We start from the raw sequence: 20571 nt of genomic DNA on the forward strand, positions 1-20571 counted from the left end.
TTTTTAAGGATATCCTGCACCGTTTTTTTTAACGTTGTAGGTTTGACATAAGTAAATGGTAATACCTACAAGGTTTTAAAAAAACCTTGTAGGATAAAAGTGTCAGTTAACAAAATAGATTATGAGTTACCACAATTTCCTAGCCCTGATTGAAACGGCATCCTTTACTTGTCTTTTTTTTTAGACAAGAAAAGATAGAGTGTAAAGCAGGAAACAGCTCCAAATAAAAAAATTAATTCACTATTTTGGCTTCTATAAGGTCTTCTTTTTTGGCTTTTTTCTTTTCAAAAGTCAATACTAACGCTGGTAAAACCAATAAGTTGGCAAACATGGCGAACAATAAAGTACAAGAAATTAAACCACCAAGGGCAATAGTTCCGCTAAAGCTCGAAAGTGTGAAAGTCGCAAATCCAAGAATCAATACCACCGAAGTGTAAAACGTACTAATTCCTGTTTCTCTCAACGCACTGAATACTGATTTTTTGACTTTTCCGTTGTTTTGCAGTAAATCGTGACGGTATTTTGCCATAAATTGAATCGCATTATCCACCGAAATCCCAAAAGCTATACTGAAAACCAAAATAGTAGATGGCTTCAACGGAATGCCAAAATACCCCATCAATCCGGAGGTGATGCAAAGCGGCAAAACATTAGTGATTACGGATGCCATTACCATTTTGCCCGATCTGAATAAATAGGCCATTAATAGTGCTATCAAGAAAATAGCGAAAATCAAAGATTCAATCAGGTTGTCAATTAAGTAAGAAGTTCCTTTTTGGAAAACCAGCGCTTTTCCGGTAAGGGTTACTTCGTAACGGTCTTTCGGGAAAACTTTGTCAATTTTTTGTTGCAACTGATGTTCCACTCTTGCCATTTCCACGGTTCCGATATCTTTCATGAAAGTGGTGATTCTGGCATATTGTCCAGTGGAATCCACATAGCTTTTCATCAGGTTTTCTTTGGTATTTTTAGTGGCATTTTTGGCATAGGAAAGGATGAATGCCTGCTCTTGCGAGGTAGGTAACTCGTAATATTCCGGTTTGCCGTTGTAATACGCTTGCTTGGAATATTTAACCAAATTTACAATAGAAATAGGTTTTGATAATTCTGGAATGCTAGCAATGGTTTCTTGTAATTCGTCCATTTTTTTCATCGTGGACAATTTCATAACCCCTTTTTTACGTTTGGTGTTAATCATGATTTCCAATGGCATAACGCCGTTGAATTCCTTTTCGAAAAAAAGAATGTCTTTAAAGAAAGAAGCGCTTTTTGGCATTTCGCCAATCAAACTTCCCGAAACTTTCATCTGTGAAACCCCAATTACACTAAATAAAAGTAGTAAAGCGTAGATGATATAAATCGTTTTTCGTTTGTATTTTACAATGTTCTCTACCCAATCCAACAAGGTTGAAATGTAGGTTTTGCTCAAGTGATACAGGTGTTTTTCCTTTGGTAAAGGCATAAAACTGTAAAAAATTGGTACTACAACCAGGGTCAATAAATATACGGAGATGACATTGATGGAAGTCACTAATCCAAATTCAAAAAGTAAGTCGTTCCCCGTAATCATAAATGTAGCAAAACCTGCAGCTGTTGTTAAATTTGTCATCAGCGTAGCAACACCAATTTTAGAAATAACACGTTGCAGCGCTTTGGCTTGATTATTATGTAGTTTTATTTCCTGCTGGTATTTATTAATCAGGAAAATACAGTTGGTAATCCCAATAACGATAATCAATGGCGGAATGATAGCCGTTAAAATGGTGATTTTGTAATGGAATAATCCCAATGTTCCAAAAGACCACATCACTCCAAAAAGTAAAATACAAATGGATATAAAAGTCGCTCGAAAGGAGCGGAAGAATAAAAAGAAAATTAATGATGTAATGAACAAAGCTGCACCAATGAAAAGACCAATTTCGCCTTTCATATTTTCGGCATTTATCGTTCGGATGTAAGGCATTCCGGAAACACGAAGGTCAATTCCGGTTGTTTTTTCGAATTTCTCGATTTTTGGAACCAGGTTGTCAATGATGAACGTCTTTCTTCCTGCCGTATTAACAATTTTCTTGTTTAAATAAACCGCTGAACGAATGCTTCCGGATTGTTTGTTGAATAATAATCCTTCGTAAAAAGGGAGGTTATTAAAGAGTTCGTTTTTTATTTTCTGTAAATACGCTGGGTTTACAGTTTGAGTTTGGTCGATAAGCGGCACCAATTCAAATTTTCCGGCAGCTTCGTTTTTTTGTAATTTTTTTAAATCATTCAAAGAAACAACTAGTTCCACTTCTTTGGAATTTTTTAAACCAGTCATTAATTCATTCCAGGCAGCAAAAGCTTTTGGAGTGAAAAAAGTGTTGTCTTTGAAGCCTATAACAATCAAATTGCCTTCTTCTCCAAACTTGTTTAAAAAATCTTCGTATTGTTGATTTACAATGTGTTTTTTGGGAAGTAAATTGGCTTCGGTATATGTCATACCTAGGTTTTTCCATTGCAATGCAAGAAAAACGGTTAGGGCAAGAATAACGCAAAGTATTGCGATTCTATTTTTAAGTACAATTCGGGCGATTAATTCCCAAAACCCTACTGTTATTTTCTTTTTCATAGCTATTTTAAAAATGCCTGTAAATGTAATCAAAACCGTTTTGAATCATAAAGGTTAAGTGAATTTTTTGTACCGTTGCTGATAGAACTCCTCGTTTTTTTTACATTAAGATAATTTATCAGATATAAATTATATATTTGATTTTTTCAGGAGATGACTAAGTCCACATAAAAATAAATATGAAAAACTATAAAAATGCATTATTTTATTTAGCTGTAACTGGAGGGTTCACGGCTTTAATGTATTGGATTATTAAAAAAGGGAAGCGCTTAGAAAGTAGTAAAAAAATCGCGATTCCCGGAATTGAAAATGGTTCGTGGAATGATTTTATGGCTTCTATGCAACATAATTTTCAAGATCCCTTAGCGATACTTTTAGTCCAAATTATAACCATAATACTTGTCGCCCGTTTTTTTGGTTGGGTTTTTAAAAAAATAGGTCAGCCTTCTGTGATAGGGGAGATTATTGCGGGTATTGTCCTTGGACCATCTTTATTAGGAATGTATTTTCCTGAATTTTCAGCCGCTTTATTCCCATTGGAATCGTTAGGAAATTTAAAGTTTTTAAGCCAAATAGGATTGATTCTGTTCATGTTTGTCATAGGTATGGAACTCGATTTGAAAGTTTTAAAAAACAAAGCCAATGAAGCTGTAGTTATAAGTCACGCCAGTATTGTTATTCCCTTTGCGCTTGGAATCGGGTTGGCTTACTTTGTTTACAATAGATTTGCCCCCGAAGGCGTAAAATTTCTTTCCTTTAGTTTGTTCATGGGAATTGCCATGAGTATAACTGCTTTTCCTGTTTTGGCACGAATTGTTCAGGAAAGAGGAATTCATAAAACTAGGTTGGGCGCGATTGTTATTACATGTGCTGCTGCTGATGATATCACTGCTTGGTGTATTCTGGCGGTGGTAATTGCGATTGTAAAAGCGGGTACATTTGTTAGTTCCTTATATATCATTTCACTGGCTATAATTTATGTTCTGTTGATGATTTTTATCGTAAAACCTTTTTTGAAAAGAATCGGGGATTTATATGGGACTAAGGACAGTATAGTAAAACCGGTTGTAGCCATCTTCTTTCTTGTTCTTATACTTTCATCCTACGCTACTGAAGTAATTGGTATTCATGCACTCTTTGGTGCTTTTATGGCAGGAGCTATTATGCCTGATGTTCCAAAATTCAGATCTATATTTATTGAGAAAGTCGAAGATGTAGCCTTGATCCTATTATTGCCTTTGTTTTTTGTTTTTACAGGTTTAAAAACGGAGATTGGACTTCTTAATGATCCATATTTATGGAAAGTGACGGGGTTTATTATTTTGGTTGCTGTAGTAGGAAAGTTTTTAGGGAGCGCTTTGGCAGCGAAATTTGTAGGTCAGAGTTGGCGTGATAGTTTAACCATTGGCGCCTTAATGAATACCAGAGGGTTGATGGAATTAATCGTGCTGAACATTGGATTAGAACTTAAAGTGTTGACTCCCGAAGTTTTTACAATGATGGTAATCATGGCACTAGTTACTACTTTTATGACGGGGCCGGCTTTGGATTTAATCAATTATATCTTTAAAACTAGAGATGGTATTGACGCTGAAGAAGAAGGAAGCCATAATAAATTCCGAATATTAATTTCGTTTGGCAATAATGAAAAAGGGAAGTCGCTTTTGCGATTGGCTAATAGTTTAGTAAAGAAAACAAAAGAAACGTCCACTATTACAGTTATGCATTTGTCTTTGAGTGATGAAATGCATCAATTTAATATGGAGGACAAAGAGAAAAATAGTTTTATTCCAATTGTTGAAGAATCTAAAATACTAAAACAGGAAATCACCACTATTTTTAAAGCGACGATTGATATAGAAACGGATATTGCTGATATTGCGAATCAAGGCGATTATGATTTATTGCTGATAGGCTTAGGAAAATCAATTTTTGAAGGTACAATCCTGGGGAAAGTAATTGGTTTTACGACAAGAATAATCAATCCGGATCGATTGATTGACAAGTTTACCGGAAAAGAGGGATTGTTTGAAAATTCTCCTTTTGACGAAAGAACCAGACAAATTATTTCTAAAACGAAGATGCCTATCGGGATTTTGATCGATAAGGATTTGCAAAATGTTGATGAAGTTTTTCTTCCAATTTTTTCTTCGGAAGATTCGTTTTTGTTAGATTACGCCCAAAAATTAATTTACAATAACAATTCTAAAATAATGATCTTGGATGTAAATAACCACATCGACTCCAATTTTGTAATTAAGAGTGCTATAAATTCTTTAGAACAAAAATACCCAAACAATATTGTTATAATCACTGACAAAATCGTTAAAAAAGAGCTTTTAGCCAATCAGAATTTAATGTTGATTAGTCTCGAAAGTTGGAAAACGCTGGTAGATTCAAGAAGTGTTTGGTTAAGTGGTGTTCCGTCGGTATTGATATTAAAACATTAAAAATGAACTGGATTTTATTGATTATTGGTGGCCTTTTTGAAGTAGGTTTTGCGACTTGTTTAGGCAAAGCCAAAGAAAGTTCAGGCATTACCGCTTCAATATGGTTGGGTGGATTTTTAGTTTGTTTGACCATCAGTATGGTGTTGCTTTACAAAGCAACGCAAACATTGCCTATAGGTACAGCGTATGCGGTTTGGACAGGAATAGGAGCCGTGGGAACAGTTTTAGTTGGAATTTTTATTTTTAAAGAACCCGCTGATTTCTGGAGGGTTTTCTTTATCACTACTTTAATAGCTTCCATTATTGGTTTAAAATTCGTGTCTAGTCATTAAATACAAAAAATGATTTTACTTTCTAAAGTGTTTTAAACATAAAACAGAAACCAAATCAAGAAAACAACGGCATGATTTATATGTTTTTAGGGATTATCCGATCCTAGTAATTGCCTTTGTTACCTCATTTATCGATCAATCCCTATCAGGAAAACCGAAAAAAAGTGTGGAATATAAATTCATTTACTTGAAATGAAATAATTTAAAGTTGGAAAAATTGTAATCCAATCCCAATCCTCATTTTTTAAAACACATTTCAAAAGGTGCCAATAGTTTACTCAAAAAACGAATTGGAAATGCGATTGTTACCGCAATGCATAGTTTGGATTGCATTGCTTTAATGTTGAAAGACTAGGAGGAGAAATATTTTTACCGATTATTTCTGAATCGAAAAATCTAAATCAAAAAATCATTTCCTTTTCAAAGTGTCAAATGATATAGATTCGGATATAACAGTTATGGCTAATCATTGTGAATATATCGGTTTTGATTAGTAAAGCATAAAAATTTTTAAACGTAAACAGGTAAAGTCCTGAATTTTTATAGAAACATGTAGGACTTTATTTTTAGTTTAAAGTGTTAAATTGAGTGCGTAGTTTTTGCAGAAAAAAAATAATTAGTGAGAAATTCATTAAAAGAGATCGTTTTAAAATTGTATTTTTTTTTCTTGTAAAGTAGTTCTTTGGATGGCGACAACTTTGGCAATATTATCTAGAAAAGTATTGAGAACATCACCAAAAGTATGCTCTTATTCAATAAGTAAACCCGTTTTTAACCGTTCAAATATTTTCAATATTCTGTCTGGAATTGGTTTTAATATTCACAAAATCATTCTTTTACAAAAAAACAGGAAGTAAAAAGTTGTTTTTCTATTCGGAGGATGTGTCTGATGTTTATCTTTTTAATATTAGAATTTTTAAGAGTGTAGAAAAACGGCTACACAACGAATATATATGCATATGAACGACTTTATTATGTTATGAAAATTTGTTTTTTTTATTTTGTTTTTTAATGTAAGCTTTTTCTTTTATAAAAAGCATGGTTTTAAAAATGAATTTATTAAAAATAATTTAAATACTTTTTATGAAAATATTTTTACCTAACTCTATTTTTTTTACAAGTATATTTTTGTTGTTTGCTTTTTCTGGTAATGCAATCGCACAATGTACTATAACATCAACCACTAATGCTAGTTCTATAACTTGTTCAAACGGAATTTCGTCACTTGGGAATAGTTGTGGAGGGATTTTATACATTGGAAATGGGACTGTAATGACTTTAATTATGGATGGTAATTTAGATCTTACTTGTTTAGGAGCGATTCAGCTAATTGTTAAAGATAAAGCAACTATTGATTTTTCATCCGGGAATTTTGATTTAAGTTTAGCTGCGGGATCTTCAATACAATTTCAGTCCGGATCAAATTTAAATGGAGGAAGCTCGTGCAGCTCTTCTGATAGAATTAAAATTGGAGGTACAGTAATATCAAACTGTCAAGGGAATGGTACTGGTGTTGTAGATTTTACGACATTAATAAATCTAGGAGGGTATAATGTAGTTACTCTCTCTCCTTCATCTGCCTCAATTTGTGCATCTCAAAGCGTTACTTTAACAGCAACGGCAACGCCGTCAACTGGATCAACAATTAAATGGTATACAGTTTCTACTGGAGGTGCTGCCATAACTACTGGTAATACATATACACTTACGCCATCTTCAACAATTACATGTTATGCTGAAGCTACTTATTCATCAGGATATATTACTCCTCGAAAAGGGGTTACTATTACCGTAGTAGCAAACGAAACAGTAGGTGCAGCTTCATCAACTCCAACATTGTGCATCAATACTGTATTGACGAGCATTACCCACGCAACGACTGGAGCCACAGGAATAGGTACAGCAATTAATTTACCAAGTGGGTTAACTGCAACTTGGGCGTCTAATGCGATAACCATAATTGGAACACCAACCGCATCTGGTACTTTTAATTATAGCATTCCATTGACAGGAGGTTGTGGTAGTGGAAATGCCACGGGAACAATAACAGTGATTGGAAACAATACCGTAAGTACAACTGCAACAACTTCAACATTGTGTATCAATACTGCATTGACGAATATTACTCACGCAACGACTGGAGCCACTGGAATAGGTGCAGCAATTAATTTACCAACTGGGTTAACTGCAGCTTGGGCATCAAATAAGATAACCATAAGTGGAACGCCAACCGCATCGGGTACTTTTAATTACAGCATTCCATTAACAGGAGGTTGTAGTAGTGTAAATGCTACAGGAACTATAACAGTAACTGGAAACAATACCGTAGGGGCAGCTTCATCAACACCAACATTGTGTATCAATAGTGCATTGGCAAATATTATTCACCCAACGACAGGAGCAACAGGAATTGGTACAGCAACTGGTTTGCCAGCAGGAGTAAACGCAGCTTGGGCATCTAATACGGTAACTATAAATGGAACACCAACGATATCGGGTACTTTTAATTACAGTATTCCATTAACAGGAGGTTGTAGTAGTGTAATTGCTACGGGAACTATAATAGTAAATCCAAATTCCAGTATAGCTTCCGTTGCAGGTACGACACAATTATGTATTGGAGGCACGGGAACATATTCAGCCAACACAGTAGTTTTGGGTGCTGGTACCGGTACTTGGGGCAGCAGTAAAACCTCAGTAGCAACCGTTAATGCTTCAGGAGTAGTAACAGGAATTGCAGCAGGAACTAGCAATATTATTTATACCATTACTGGGGGATGCGGAGGAACAGTATTTGCACAACAATCTATAACAGTTAACGCATTGCCCTCAGCCCCAACTTTTACATCGGGAGATATTACACAACCCAGCTGTTCGACAAGTACAGGTAGTGTTGTTTTGAGCGGTTTGCCGGCAACAGGCGTTTGGAATTTATATCAAAATGGTAGTGTGACGCCATTAATAACTTCAGGATCAGGAATTAATACCACTATTACTGGTCTTTCTGCAGGAACTTATACTTATATGGTTTCAAATGGTACTTGTATGTCGGTTGTTTCTGCCGATGTAGTGATAGATCCCGTAATCACTGCTACATGGAACGTTATTTCAGGTGTTGGATCTTGGACTAATGGACCTCCAACAAGTTCAAAAGCCCTTGTTTTTAATGGGTTATACTCTTCAGTTTCTAACGTTGATGGTTGTTCTTGTCAAGTGAACTCCGGGAATTCAGTAACTATTTTATCAGGAGGGACTCTAAAAATAACTAACGGGATTACTCTTTTAGGCACAGGGATATTAACATTCGAAAATACTGCCAGTTTAGTACAAATTAATGATAATGCAATAAATTCAGGAAACATAACTTACAGGAGAAGCAATTCCACAACTAGGGAGACAGATTACACCTATTGGTCTTCGCCAGTGGCAGGGCAAACATTGAAAAAGGTTTCTCCCAACACCCCATCGAATTTGTTTTATTCGTTTAATGCAGCTGTAAATGATTGGAAACAAGAAAATTCAGCTAATGTTATGACAATAGGTCTTGGTTACATCATTAGAGGGCCGCATTATACATCAATACCACCTCCAGGGTTCTATGAAGCTATTTTTCAAGGGGTGCCAAATAACGGAAATATTTCTATTCCAATTCCATTTGCAGGAAAAGCGACTTCGAATTTTTTAGGTAATCCTTATCCATCCGCTTTAAATGCAGATTTGTTTTTAACAACAAATAGTGCAGTATTGGATGGAACCCTTTATTTTTGGACACATAAAACAGAAATTGGTATTGGAGTTAGCAATCCTGGTACTGGAGTTTATGCTTACTCATCAGATGATTATGCTACTTATAATCTAACGGGAGGAACTGCAACAAGAACTGGTAACTTTGTAGGGCTTGTTGAGCAAATATCCAACAAACCTTCTGGCAAAATTGCTTCGGGACAAGGATTTTTTGTAAGTGGTATAGGTACTGGTAATGCAGTATTTAATAATAGTATGCGTATTTCTGGTGGGGCTTCGGGTATAAATAACACTCAGTTTTTCAAGGCAACTAAAAATTCAAAAACAATAAATACAATTGAAAAACATCGCGTTTGGCTTAATTTAACCAACATTCAAGGCGCGTTTAAGCAAACCTTGGTTGGTTATGTTACTAATGCCACTAATGGTTATGATGATGCTTTTGATGGGCAAAGTTTTGATGGGAATCAGTTTGTTGATTTTTATAGTATTAACGAAACTGAAAATTTAACAATACAAGGAAGAGCTTTACCTTTTGATGAAAATGATAAGGTTCCTTTGGGCTTTAGTTCTACTATAAACGGTGTTTTTTCAATAGCAATTGATGAAGTAGATGGATTACTAGCGTCTCAGGATATTTTTATTGAAGATAAGAAAATTAATTGTGTCAAAAGCCTAAAAGAGGGGGCATATAGCTTTTCAACAGAAGCAGGGGTTTTCAACGATCGTTTTATATTGCGATATACAAATGCCAATAAAACTTTACGAACCAATACTCTCAATACATTAGAAAATATAGTTTTGGTTTCTAAAGATAAAAATGAATTAAAAATAAAATCAGAACTTGAAAATATAAAACGAATTACAGTTTTCGATTTGCTTGGAAGAAAAGTGTTTGATAAACGAGGAATAGAAAGTAATGAATTTGATATCTTAAATAGTACTTTGAATAAGCAAACTGTAATAGTAAAAATAACTTTAACTACTGGCCAGATAATTTCTAAAAAAGTTATTTATTAGAAATATTTGATCAATTTAACAACGATTAAAAAATCCCATTCTGAATATAAAACAGAATGGGATTTTTTTATTTAATAAATAAAAATGGAGGACAGTCACTCCGTTTTCTGCCCATTCAGGTAAGTAATATTGAATTTAAATTCCTTAAGACCTTCTGCCGCTAGCGTGGCTTTCTCACAGAATATATTTTATAAAAAATAAAATCGTTAAATTTTGTAAGTAAATATCACTAAATGTAGGTATTGTGGAATGAAAACATTGTCTCTACTTTTATCTGTGTTGTTGAGATGAAAAACTACGGAAGATCTCACGATTCATATTGTAACCATAAATTCAATTTAAATTTTGATAGTAAAGCTGTATTTTTTCGTCATTTTGTTCAGTCTTTTTCTTATGAGCCCCATCTATTCCCAACAAGGGAAAGTAGATTTAACGTTTAATACCTTCGATGATGGACTTCAAGGGGATGGCTTTGATAATACAGTTAGAACTGTTTCTTTACAAACAGACGGAAAATTAATTGTAGGTGGAGATTTTTTGAATTTTAATGGTGCCGCAACCTCGTATTTATGTAGATTGTTTTTAGATGGATCTAAAGATATTTCCTTTGAATCAGGCTCCGGTTTTAACGGAAAAATATATTGTTCTCTATTGCTGCCAAATGGGAAAATAATTTTGGGCGGATCTTTTACCGCTTTTAATGGCTCAACTATTGGACGATTAATACGATTAAATAGTGATGGTTCTTTTGATGGCACTTTTAATACTTCAATAGCCGGAAACACTGGCATAGTCCATAATGCTGCTTTGCAAACTGATGGGAGTATAATTATTGTAGGTAGTTTTACTAAATACAATGGGATAAATGCAAATCATATAGCTCGTATATTGCCAAACGGAAATTTAGATACTTCTTTTATTACGGGTTCAGGTGCTAGTGGTGCGGCGACTGAAGTTCAGGTTCAAACTGACGGTAAAATAATTGTGTCAGGCTCTTTTATTGTATTTAATGGAGCTACCTGTAATAGAATAATCAGATTAAATGCTAACGGTAGTATTGATACAACGTTTGGAATTGGAACAGGTTTTAATGGTGACATTGGGGCTCTTTTTTTACAGTCAGATGGCAAAATTTTAGTTGGAGGTGATTTTGGAATTTTTAATGGGACTTCAGCGAATAAAATAATTCGATTAAATACTAATGGTTCCATTGATGGAAGTTTTATTTCCGGATCAGGATTTAGCACTGGTGGAGTCGAGATTATCAAAGTAAATTCTGTCGGTGCAATCATGGTTGCAGGTTCTTTTGCCAGTACTTATAATGGATCCGATGTCAACAGATTAGTTTTATTGGATTCAAATGGAGTTATTAGCCCGACTTTTGATATCGGATCTGGTCCAGCAACAGCAACAGTATATGCCTTGGTAGACGATTTAAATGATTCGTGGTATGTAGGCGGTTCTTTTTCTATTTTCGATTCACAAAATCAGGGACGTCTTGCTAAAATTGATGCCATCGGAACCTTAGATATTGGTTATCTTACCGCTGGTGTAGGTTTTGATAATTCGGTTTTAAAAGTCATTTCCTTATCGGATAATAGAACAATGGCTTTTGGAAGTTTTACTAAATTCAACGGAACGAGTACTAATAGAATTGCTTGTTTGCTGGAAGAAGGAGCTATCGATACCTCTTTTAATTCTTTAGGGGTTGGAGCCAATAATTTAATTAAGAGCGCTGTTATACAAACAGATAATAAAATTATTTTAGTAGGTAATTTTACAAATTATAATGGAGTTGCTGTTAACAGAATAACAAGGGCTTTATCCAATGGGGATTTAGATAGTTCATTTATAAATGGTACAGGGGCTAACAATCAGATCTATGCTGTAGCCCTTCAGCCTGATGGGAAAATAATTATTGCTGGAAATTTTACAATTTATAATGGTGTTTCTTCTAATAGGATCGCCAGATTAATGCCTGACGGAACTCTTGATTCGGGTTTTAATATTGGTTCGGGTGCGGATGCAATAGTAGAAACTATTTTATTACAATTGGATGGAAAAGTAGTTTTAGGTGGACGGTTTATAACTTTCAATGGAATTTCGTACAACCGAATCGTCCGCTTGAATAACGATGGGAGTATCGACTCTGGTTTTTCTGTTGGTGTTGGTTTTGATAAATTCGTATACACAATTGCCCTGCAATCAAATAATAAATTAATTGTTGGCGGAACATTTTTAAATTATGGAAGTGTTTCTGCAAAAAGAATTGCTAGACTGAATAGTAATGGTAGTTTAGATACTTCATTTTCTTCAGGAACAGGTTTTAGTAATGGAGAAATTAGAACAATTTTGGTTCAACCTGACGACCGATTGCTGGTAGGAGGAACTTTTTCTGGAACTTATAATGGTGTTTCTGTCAAAAGGATGGCTCGATTGCTGGCGACCGGAGTTTATGACACTACTTTTTTAGTAAATTTGAACAATACGTTGTATAGTATTTGTTTTACTCCAAATAATAAAGTGATGATTGGTGGAGATTTTAATTCTGTTTCCGGAGTAACAAAACATCGTGTTGCTCGAATTAAATTATGTACGAATAGCTCTATTTGGAATGGGACGGCTTGGAGTAATGGTTTGCCTTCGGCTGAAAAAACAATTGTATTCACCGGGAATTATCCTCTATTTAATTCTGCGAATGCTTGTTCTTGTTCAATAAGTGCGGGGAATACAGTTACAATACCAAATGGAAATACGTTGGGGCTAATTTTTGATTATTCAGGATTGGGGACATTAGTGTTTGAAAATAATGCATCTCTTTATCAATCCGAAGATCAAATAAGTAACACGGGAATTATTCGAATAAGAAGAAAAACTACTCCAATTCTTAAAACGGATTATACCTATTGGTCCTCACCAGTTTTAAATCAAAAATTGATTGATGTGTCTCCTAATACACTTGCAGATAAGTTTTATTCTTTTGATGCTCCCGCAAATAAATGGCAAAATGTAACACCAACAAATGGTATGGGTTTAGGAAATGGTTATATAATTCGAGGTCCTGAAAGTTTTTCAACAATAAATCGGGCTACTTATGAAGCTGTTTTTACAGGAGTTCCTAATAATGGAATCGTTTCAATTCCAATAACTTCAGCGAATACTTCAAATCTTATAGGAAATCCATATCCTTCAGCAATTGATGCTGATGTTTTTATAAAAATGAATGCCGGAATGACAAATGGAACTATTTATTTATGGACACATAATACGGCTATTACAAATAATGTATACACCTCTGATGATTATGCAGTTTATAACTTGTCAGGAGGAGTTGGAACCAGCGCAGCATTAAAATTAGGAGTAAATAATAGTAAGCCAGATGGTAAAATAGCCTCTAGTCAGGCTTTCTTCGTAACTAGTATAAGTGGAAATGGAGCCGCTGTATTTAATAACAGTATGCGTGTTATTGGGAATAATACGAATTTTTTCAAATCAAATTCAATTAAAAAAAATTACGGGTTGAATATAAAGAAAGATCGAGTTTGGCTGGATCTAACCAATAGTCGGGGAGCTTTCAAACAAATCTTAATTGGTTATATTGAAGGCGCCACTAATGATTATGAACCCGGTTTTGATGGAGAAAGTTTTGATGGGAATGCATATATAAATTTTTATAGTATTAATCAGGACAAGAATTTAGTGATTCAAGGTAGAGCTTTACCATTTAGGAAAACAGATATTGTTCCGTTAGGGTATAGTACCACTATTGAAGGTGTTTTTACAATTAATATTGATGCTGTCGATGGATTACTTTCCAGTCAGAGCATCCTTATTGAAGACAAGTTAAATAGTACAATCTTTGATTTAAAAAGTGGAAGTTATACTTTCAATACAAAAATAGGAACTTTTAATAACCGTTTTGTGCTGCGCTACACTGATAAAACCTTAGCCACAGATGAATTTGAAATAGAGAATAATTCAGTTTTGGTATCTAATAAAAATAAGCTGATACAGGTGAATTCTTCTTCGGATATAATAGATAAAGTTATCATTTATGATTTGTCAGGAAGAAAAATTTATCAAAAGAATAATATAAATAATCTCTATTTTTCTGTTTCTAATTTGGTTTTAAATCAACAAATTCTAATGTTAAAAATTGTATTTAAAGACGGGAAGATATTTAGTAAGAAAGTTCTTTATTAAGAGAAAGTGATATATAAAAAAACACCATCTGTTATTTTATAAGATGGTGTTTTTTTATTAAAAAAGATTATTTATCTTTTGTAGAGGCTTCAAGATTTCTGTCTATTGTGTGTCCTGGTCTTGACCATTTTGGTTTTTCTCCAAGAGGTGCGAATTGTGAGTCTGCCGCTTCAACCGTTTGAGGTTGAGAAACTTTTGTAAATGCTTTTTGAGGGTTTAAGCCCAGCATTTCAAACATTTTCATATCTTCATTTACATCCGGATTCGGTGTTGTTAATAATTTGTCTCCTGCGAAAATAGAATTGGCACCAGCAAAGAAACACATAGCTTGGCCCTCACGGCTCATATTCATTCTTCCAGCGGATAAACGGACTTGAGTTTCCGGCATAATAATTCGGGTAGTAGCTACCATTCGTATCATTTCCCAAATTTCTACTGGTTTCTCTTCTTCCATTGGAGTTCCTTCAACAGCAACCAAAGCGTTTATCGGCACTGATTCCGGTTGGGGATTTAGTGTAGAAAGTGCTACAAGCATTCCTGCTCTGTCTTCAATGCTTTCTCCCATTCCAATAATTCCACCACTACAAACGGTAACATTCGTTTTACGAACATTCTCTATGGTTTGTAAACGGTCTTCAAATCCGCGGGTTGAGATTACTTCTTTATAATATTCTTCTGAAGTGTCTAAATTGTGGTTATAGGCATATAAACCAGCTTCTGCCAAACGATGGGCTTGGTTTTCAGTAATCATTCCAAGGGTACAGCACACCTCCATGTCAAGTTTGTTTATGGTACGAACCATTTCCAGTACTTGATCAAATTCGGGACCATCTTTTACATTCCTCCAAGCTGCTCCCATGCATACGCGAGAGGATCCACTTGATTTTGCGCGTAATGCTTGTGCTTTTACTTGACTAACCGACATTAAATCGTTGCCTTCTACAGCGGTGTGATAACGGGCTGCTTGTGGGCAATACCCACAATCTTCAGGACAACCGCCTGTTTTTATGGATAATAAAGTCGAAACCTGAACAACGTTAGGGTCATGATGTTCTCTATGAGTAGAAGCTGCTTCATAAAGCAAATCCATCATAGGTTTGTTATAAATTGCGATAATTTCTTCTTTCGTCCAGTTATGTTTTGTAATGCTCATCGATACGGTTTTTTGATGCATCAAAAGTAGTCAAATTGTTCTAAAGAAGCAATGCAATAGTTTTAAAAGCTAGTGGAGAATAATTTAGAGCCAATGTTAATCAGTTGTAAGACGGTTATTCCAATATAGCATAAGCAACATTGTCACAATTACTGAAGAGGCTATCCCCTCAAATAGTAAACAAATAGAATACGTATTTACGGATGGATTTCCACCAAATAAAAATGTTTTTGATAAGGATTTTACATAGGCGTCTCCACCTTGCATGTAGCTGTAGACTACTAATCCGATGATGCTTAAAAACACTCCTATAAGTGATGTGATCATTGCTGATATCGCATTAGTAATAAAGGTTTTTTGACCTTGAGCAACATTCATTTCGATGGTTTTGTTAACGCCATAAAAAACAAAAAACACATTAACGATGCGTAAATAAAATACATCAGCGTAGCCTAGTGCATTCATTAACAAAAAATAAAGAGCGATTCCTGCAAAAATAATACCTCCATTTAATAATTCTTTTGGTAGTTTCATTTGTTTATTTTTAAATAAAAATAGAACACATTTCTTAATTATTTAAAGAATGTCTTTTTTGATAAATGAATAAGAGAAAGAAAAAAGCGTACGCTATAGTTGAAAATTATTTTTCTTTTCAATTAAATGCAGAGGAAAACTTTGATTTCTTATTGATTTAATGTTTATCTGAAGAGTATCGGCTTTCCCAATACAACAGCAACATAAATGTGACAATTACAGCCGATACGATTCCTTCAAAAAGTAGAGAAATTGAATACGTCATCACGGAGGGATTCCCTCCAAATAGAAAAGTTTTTGACAATGATCCTACATAGGCATCACCACCTCTCGAATAGCTGTAAATTATTAACCCAATGGTACTTAAGAAAATTCCTGTGAGCGATGTTGTTAATGCTGAAGCAGCATTGGGAGCAAGAAGAGTCTTGCCATCTTCGAAATTTGTTTTTAGCATTCTATTGGTTCCATAAAATACGAATAGGACGTTGAATAGACGCAAGTAAAACAAGTCAGCGAGACCTAAAACCTCCATTACTAAAAAGTAGAGGCCGATTCCGAGAAAAATTATAAATCCATTGTAAAATTCTTTTGACAGTTTCATATGATTAATTTTATAAGAGTTAAAAATAATACGGCTGTGATAACAATATCATATAAGTCAAATTTACAGAAAATATGACAATATTGTACGAAATGTGTTAAAAATAATTCTACAGAAGGCTAAATTTTATTAAGGTAGGTTAGTGCGGTTTCTTTGTCTTTTTCGAGTTGCTGTTTTAAAAGTACAACAGATTCGAATTTTTGTTCGGAACGAATTCTGTGTAACATGGAAATCCTGATTTTTTGATTGTATAAATCTTCATTGAAATTAAAATAATGAATTTCTATAGATTGACTTTGTCCTTCAACGGTAGGATTGAATCCAATATTCATCATGCCAAAAACAGTTTTTTGATTGATGGTACTTTTTATAATATAAACCCCGTTTTGCGGAATAAGCTTGTAGTTCTCTTCAATTTTCAGGTTGGCGGTTGGGAAATTAATAGTTCTTCCTAATTGTTTTCCTTTGATAATAATTCCAGTCAGGAAATAATCATATCCTAAATATTCATTGGCCAAAGCCATATCTCCATCTAGCAAAGCTTTCCTGATTTTAGTAGAACTCACAGAAATATCATTTATTTCCTGAACTGATATTTGTTCTACTTCAAAACCATATTGTTTTCCAAAATCAATAAGATCGTCAATATTGGCAGTGCGATTTCTCCCAAATCGATGGTCGTAACCAATAATTATTTTTTGAATATGAAAACGATCTACAAGAACGGTTTTGACAAACTCATCGGCAGTTAATCTCGAAAAAGTCTCGTCGAAAGGGTGGATTACAAGATTTTCAATACCTATTTCTTCCAATAAATCTATTTTTTCGTCAATGGTATTAAGTAGTTTTATATCGGAATCTTCCTGTAAAACCATTCTGGGATGAGGAAAAAAAGTAAGTACTAAACTTTCGTAATTCTCATTTTTAGTTTTTTGTATTACTTTTTTCAGAATTTTTTTATGACCAATGTGGACTCCGTCAAAAGTACCCAAAGTTAGGATTGTTTTTTTACTGGAACTGAAATCGTTTATAGAATGAAAAATCTTCAAAGCAAATGTTTTATAATGTCGCAAATTTATACTATCTATTTTAAAAGTAACGATATGAGGAATTGATTTTCGCATAGGTTTGTAAAAAAATGGCTTAAAAAACAAAAAATAGCCATTTAGAAACTAAGAATTCATTCAATATATTAGAGATTGGGTTGATACATTAAAATAATACTTTAATTTTGATGATAAAATGTTTTCAAATCATGAAAAAAATCATACTATTTTTTATTATTATTCTCTCCAATCCAATAGCACATGCTCAAGATGGTTCTCTTTGGAAAAGAATAGATCAAAATAAGGTTTCTTTTTCAGATAAAACCAGTACTAAACCAAGTGCTAATAATGAATTGTTGTTTAAAATAGACGAAGCTGCAATTAAACAATCTTTGGAACTACTTCATCATAATACAGAAAATAGAATTGAAATTTTTATTCCGAATATGAATGGTATTTTAGAAAAATTTTTAGTTTGGGAATCCTCTAATTTTGAGCCGGAGTTGCAAGCTAAATATCCTGATATCAGAGCTTATAACGGTATTGGAATTACAGATCGAAATGCATCCCTTTATTTCAGTTTTTCTCCAAAAGGAATTCAAACCATGATTCTAAGAGAAGGCAGTGGATCGGAATTTATTGAACAAGATTCTAAAGACAAAACAGCATATGTTCTTTTTAATTCCAAAAACAGAACCAGGGGCGGTCTTCCTTTTTCCTGCAAAACAGAAGATGTAGCTTTAAACAAACAATTATTAAATAAAATCAGTAAAATTACAGCAAATAATAAGATTTTTAAAACTTTAAGACTTGCGTTGTCTTGTACAGGTGAATATGCTGCCTATTTTGGAGGAACTGTAGCGGGAGCTTTGGCAGGTATGAATGCTACTATGACACGAGTAAACGGTATTTTTAATAAAGATTTAGCCGTAAAATTGAATATTATCGCAAATGATAACCTGATAATTTATACTAATGCAGCCACAGATCCCTATTCTGATGCCACTGCAGGAGCTGCAGGAGCTTGGAATCAAGAGTTGCAGGATAATTTAACTCTAGTTATTGGTAATGGGAATTATGATGTAGGACATTTGTTTGGTGCTACTGGTAGCGGTGGAAACTCGGGGTGTATTGGTTGTGTATGTGATGCGGGTAAAGGTAGTGCTTTTACGTCCCCTAGTGATGCAAAACCCCAAGGAGACACTTTTGATATTGATTTTGTAGCTCATGAGATGGGGCATCAACTAGGAGCAAACCACACTTTTTCTTATGCGCTTGAAGGGACAGGAGTAAGTGTTGAGCCGGGAAGCGGATCAACCATTATGGGATATGCAGGGATTACGGATTATGATGTGCAAGCTAATTCGGATGATTATTTTGCGTATGTAAGTATTAAACAAATACAAGATAATCTTTCTTCAAAAACTTGTCCTGTGAGTACAGCATTAAGTAATAATCCACCTACGATTAGTGCTGGTTTAGATTACACAATACCTAATGGTACGGCCTTTAAATTGACCGGAACGGGTTTTGATGTTGATGGAAATACTATTTCTTATTGTTGGGAACAAAATGACAATGCTACAACTACAAGCGGAGCAAACAGTATCGCTTTACCTACCAAACCTGATGGCCCTCTTTTTCGATCGATCTACCCAAGTAGTTCGCCTGTACGATTTATGCCAGCTTACAATACAGTATTGTCCGGTAAATTAACTACAACTTGGGAGTCAGTTTCGACAATAGCCAGAATACTTCATTTTACTCTAACCGGAAGAGATAATGCTGCGTTGGGTACCGCTCAAACGAATACAGATGAAATGATTGTAAATGTAAGCGGAATAGGGCCATTTGCTGTTACATCACAAAATACAGAGAATACAAGTTGGTTTCAAGGAACAACGCAAACGGTAACTTGGAGTGTAAATGGATCAAATGCTTTAGTTGGATCAGCGAATGTGAATATCAAGCTTTCTATTGATGGTGGATTGACATTTCCAACAACTTTAGTTTCGGCTACTCCAAATGATGGCTCTCAAATAATAACGGTTCCAAATTTTACTGCAAAAAAATGTAGAATTTTAATTGAGCCAACAGCAAATATTTATTATGCAGTAAACAGTAAATCATTTGCTATTGGATATTCGGTCGCTTCATCTTGTAATACCTATACTTTTGCAGCACCTTTTTCAATACCGGAATCAGCTACTTATACTTCTAAGACAGTTAATGTGCCTAGTTCATCAGGAACAGTCTCCGATGTGAATTTTGCAGTAAGCTTTACTCATTCGTATTTATCAGATGTACAAATAGAGGTGGTAAGCCCGCAGGGTACTACGGTAAGATTATTTGAAAGAAGCTGTGGGGACACTAATAATAGTTTACTATTGAATTATGATGATTTGGGAGGTATACTTGCTTGCGGAACTACTGCTGCTCAAACGATAGCTCCATTTGATCCATTGTCAGCTTTTAATGGGCAAAATCAACAGGGAGTTTGGACATTGAGAGTTCGGGATGCTTATCAGGCTAATGTGGGGACATTAAATTCGGCATCGATAACCATTTGTTCGGAAACCTTTACTTTAGCAGCTCCTGATTTTCAGATAAATGATGTAGTCTTGTATCCAAATCCAAACAAAGGAAATTTTAACTTAAAATTTACCAGTGATTCTACTAGTAGAATTAAAATACTAGTAGGCGATTTGTTAGGGAGAAAAATTTTCGAAAAAGAATATGGAATTCAACAAAATTTCAATGAAAATATCCAGTTAAGAAATGTTCAGTCAGGACTTTATTTGTTGACTGTGATTGATGGAGATAAAAAAGAGATAAGAAAAATAGTGATCGAATAATCAAAATAGAAGTTGCAAAAAAGGGAAA

Annotated in this window: 10 protein-coding genes; 5 read left to right on the forward strand and 5 right to left on the reverse strand. The window is 34.3% G+C overall.

The annotated features are described in order from the left end of the window. Nucleotides 1-232: 232 nt before the first annotated feature. Nucleotides 233-2605 carry an efflux RND transporter permease subunit gene (locus ACM55G_RS03035; protein WP_416842435.1) on the reverse strand — a complete coding sequence of 791 codons (2373 nt, stop codon included), beginning with the start codon at nt 2603-2605 and terminating at the stop codon, nt 233-235. A 179-nt stretch (nt 2606-2784) separates the two neighbouring features. Between ACM55G_RS03035 and ACM55G_RS03040 the strand changes: the two genes are divergently transcribed. From ACM55G_RS03040 to ACM55G_RS03055, 4 genes are all read left to right on the forward strand, one after another. Further along, on the forward strand, nt 2785-5055 hold the full coding sequence (locus ACM55G_RS03040; RefSeq protein ID WP_416842436.1) for a cation:proton antiporter domain-containing protein: 2271 nt from the start codon (nt 2785-2787) through the stop codon (nt 5053-5055). 2 nt (nt 5056-5057) lie between these two features. Beyond that, nucleotides 5058-5387: a DMT family transporter gene (locus ACM55G_RS03045; protein ID WP_416842437.1), complete on the forward strand. Its 330-nt coding sequence runs from the start codon at nt 5058-5060 to the stop codon at nt 5385-5387. A gap of 1083 nt (nt 5388-6470) precedes the next feature. Then, nucleotides 6471-10151: a T9SS sorting signal type C domain-containing protein gene (locus tag ACM55G_RS03050; RefSeq protein ID WP_416842438.1), complete on the forward strand. Its 3681-nt coding sequence runs from the start codon at nt 6471-6473 to the stop codon at nt 10149-10151. A gap of 393 nt (nt 10152-10544) precedes the next feature. Next, complete coding sequence (locus ACM55G_RS03055) at nt 10545-14354, forward strand: T9SS sorting signal type C domain-containing protein (protein WP_416842439.1); 3810 nt, start codon at nt 10545-10547, stop codon at nt 14352-14354. 67 nt (nt 14355-14421) lie between these two features. On the opposite strand, the gene bioB is transcribed toward ACM55G_RS03055, so the two are convergent. From bioB to ACM55G_RS03075, 4 genes are all read right to left on the reverse strand, one after another. Next, nucleotides 14422-15507, reverse strand: a complete 1086-nt coding sequence (bioB, locus tag ACM55G_RS03060) for a biotin synthase BioB (RefSeq protein ID WP_416842440.1) — start codon at nt 15505-15507, stop codon at nt 14422-14424. A 96-nt stretch (nt 15508-15603) separates the two neighbouring features. Then, on the reverse strand, nt 15604-16041 hold the full coding sequence (locus ACM55G_RS03065) for a hypothetical protein (RefSeq protein WP_416842441.1): 438 nt from the start codon (nt 16039-16041) through the stop codon (nt 15604-15606). 157 nt (nt 16042-16198) lie between these two features. Beyond that, a complete protein-coding gene (locus ACM55G_RS03070) occupies nt 16199-16642 on the reverse strand; it encodes a hypothetical protein (protein ID WP_416842442.1) in 444 nt (147 codons plus the stop codon). Nucleotides 16643-16761: 119 nt separating this feature from the next. Then, complete coding sequence (locus ACM55G_RS03075; RefSeq protein WP_416842776.1) at nt 16762-17691, reverse strand: bifunctional riboflavin kinase/FAD synthetase; 930 nt, start codon at nt 17689-17691, stop codon at nt 16762-16764. A gap of 206 nt (nt 17692-17897) precedes the next feature. Here ACM55G_RS03075 and ACM55G_RS03080 point away from each other — a divergent pair, with 206 nt between their 5' ends. Then, nucleotides 17898-20543, forward strand: a complete 2646-nt coding sequence (locus ACM55G_RS03080; protein ID WP_416842443.1) for a zinc-dependent metalloprotease — start codon at nt 17898-17900, stop codon at nt 20541-20543. Nucleotides 20544-20571: the final 28 nt, after the last annotated feature.

The sequence above is a fragment of the Flavobacterium algoriphilum genome, assembly GCF_048158655.1.
Taxonomy (GTDB): Bacteria; Bacteroidota; Bacteroidia; order Flavobacteriales; family Flavobacteriaceae; genus Flavobacterium; species Flavobacterium algoriphilum.

What these genes read in the sequence shown, in the direction of transcription:
- ACM55G_RS03035 (WP_416842435.1), bottom strand. Translation starts at nt 2,605, where the DNA reads ATGAAAAAGAAAATAACAGTAGGGTTTTGGGAATTAATCGCCCGAATT.
- ACM55G_RS03040 (WP_416842436.1), top strand. Translation starts at nt 2,785, where the DNA reads ATGAAAAACTATAAAAATGCATTATTTTATTTAGCTGTAACTGGAGGG.
- ACM55G_RS03045 (WP_416842437.1), top strand. Translation starts at nt 5,058, where the DNA reads ATGAACTGGATTTTATTGATTATTGGTGGCCTTTTTGAAGTAGGTTTT.
- ACM55G_RS03050 (WP_416842438.1), top strand. Translation starts at nt 6,471, where the DNA reads ATGAAAATATTTTTACCTAACTCTATTTTTTTTACAAGTATATTTTTG.
- ACM55G_RS03055 (WP_416842439.1), top strand. Translation starts at nt 10,545, where the DNA reads ATGAGCCCCATCTATTCCCAACAAGGGAAAGTAGATTTAACGTTTAAT.
- bioB (WP_416842440.1), bottom strand. Translation starts at nt 15,507, where the DNA reads ATGAGCATTACAAAACATAACTGGACGAAAGAAGAAATTATCGCAATT.
- ACM55G_RS03065 (WP_416842441.1), bottom strand. Translation starts at nt 16,041, where the DNA reads ATGAAACTACCAAAAGAATTATTAAATGGAGGTATTATTTTTGCAGGA.
- ACM55G_RS03070 (WP_416842442.1), bottom strand. Translation starts at nt 16,642, where the DNA reads ATGAAACTGTCAAAAGAATTTTACAATGGATTTATAATTTTTCTCGGA.
- ACM55G_RS03080 (WP_416842443.1), top strand. Translation starts at nt 17,898, where the DNA reads ATGAAAAAAATCATACTATTTTTTATTATTATTCTCTCCAATCCAATA.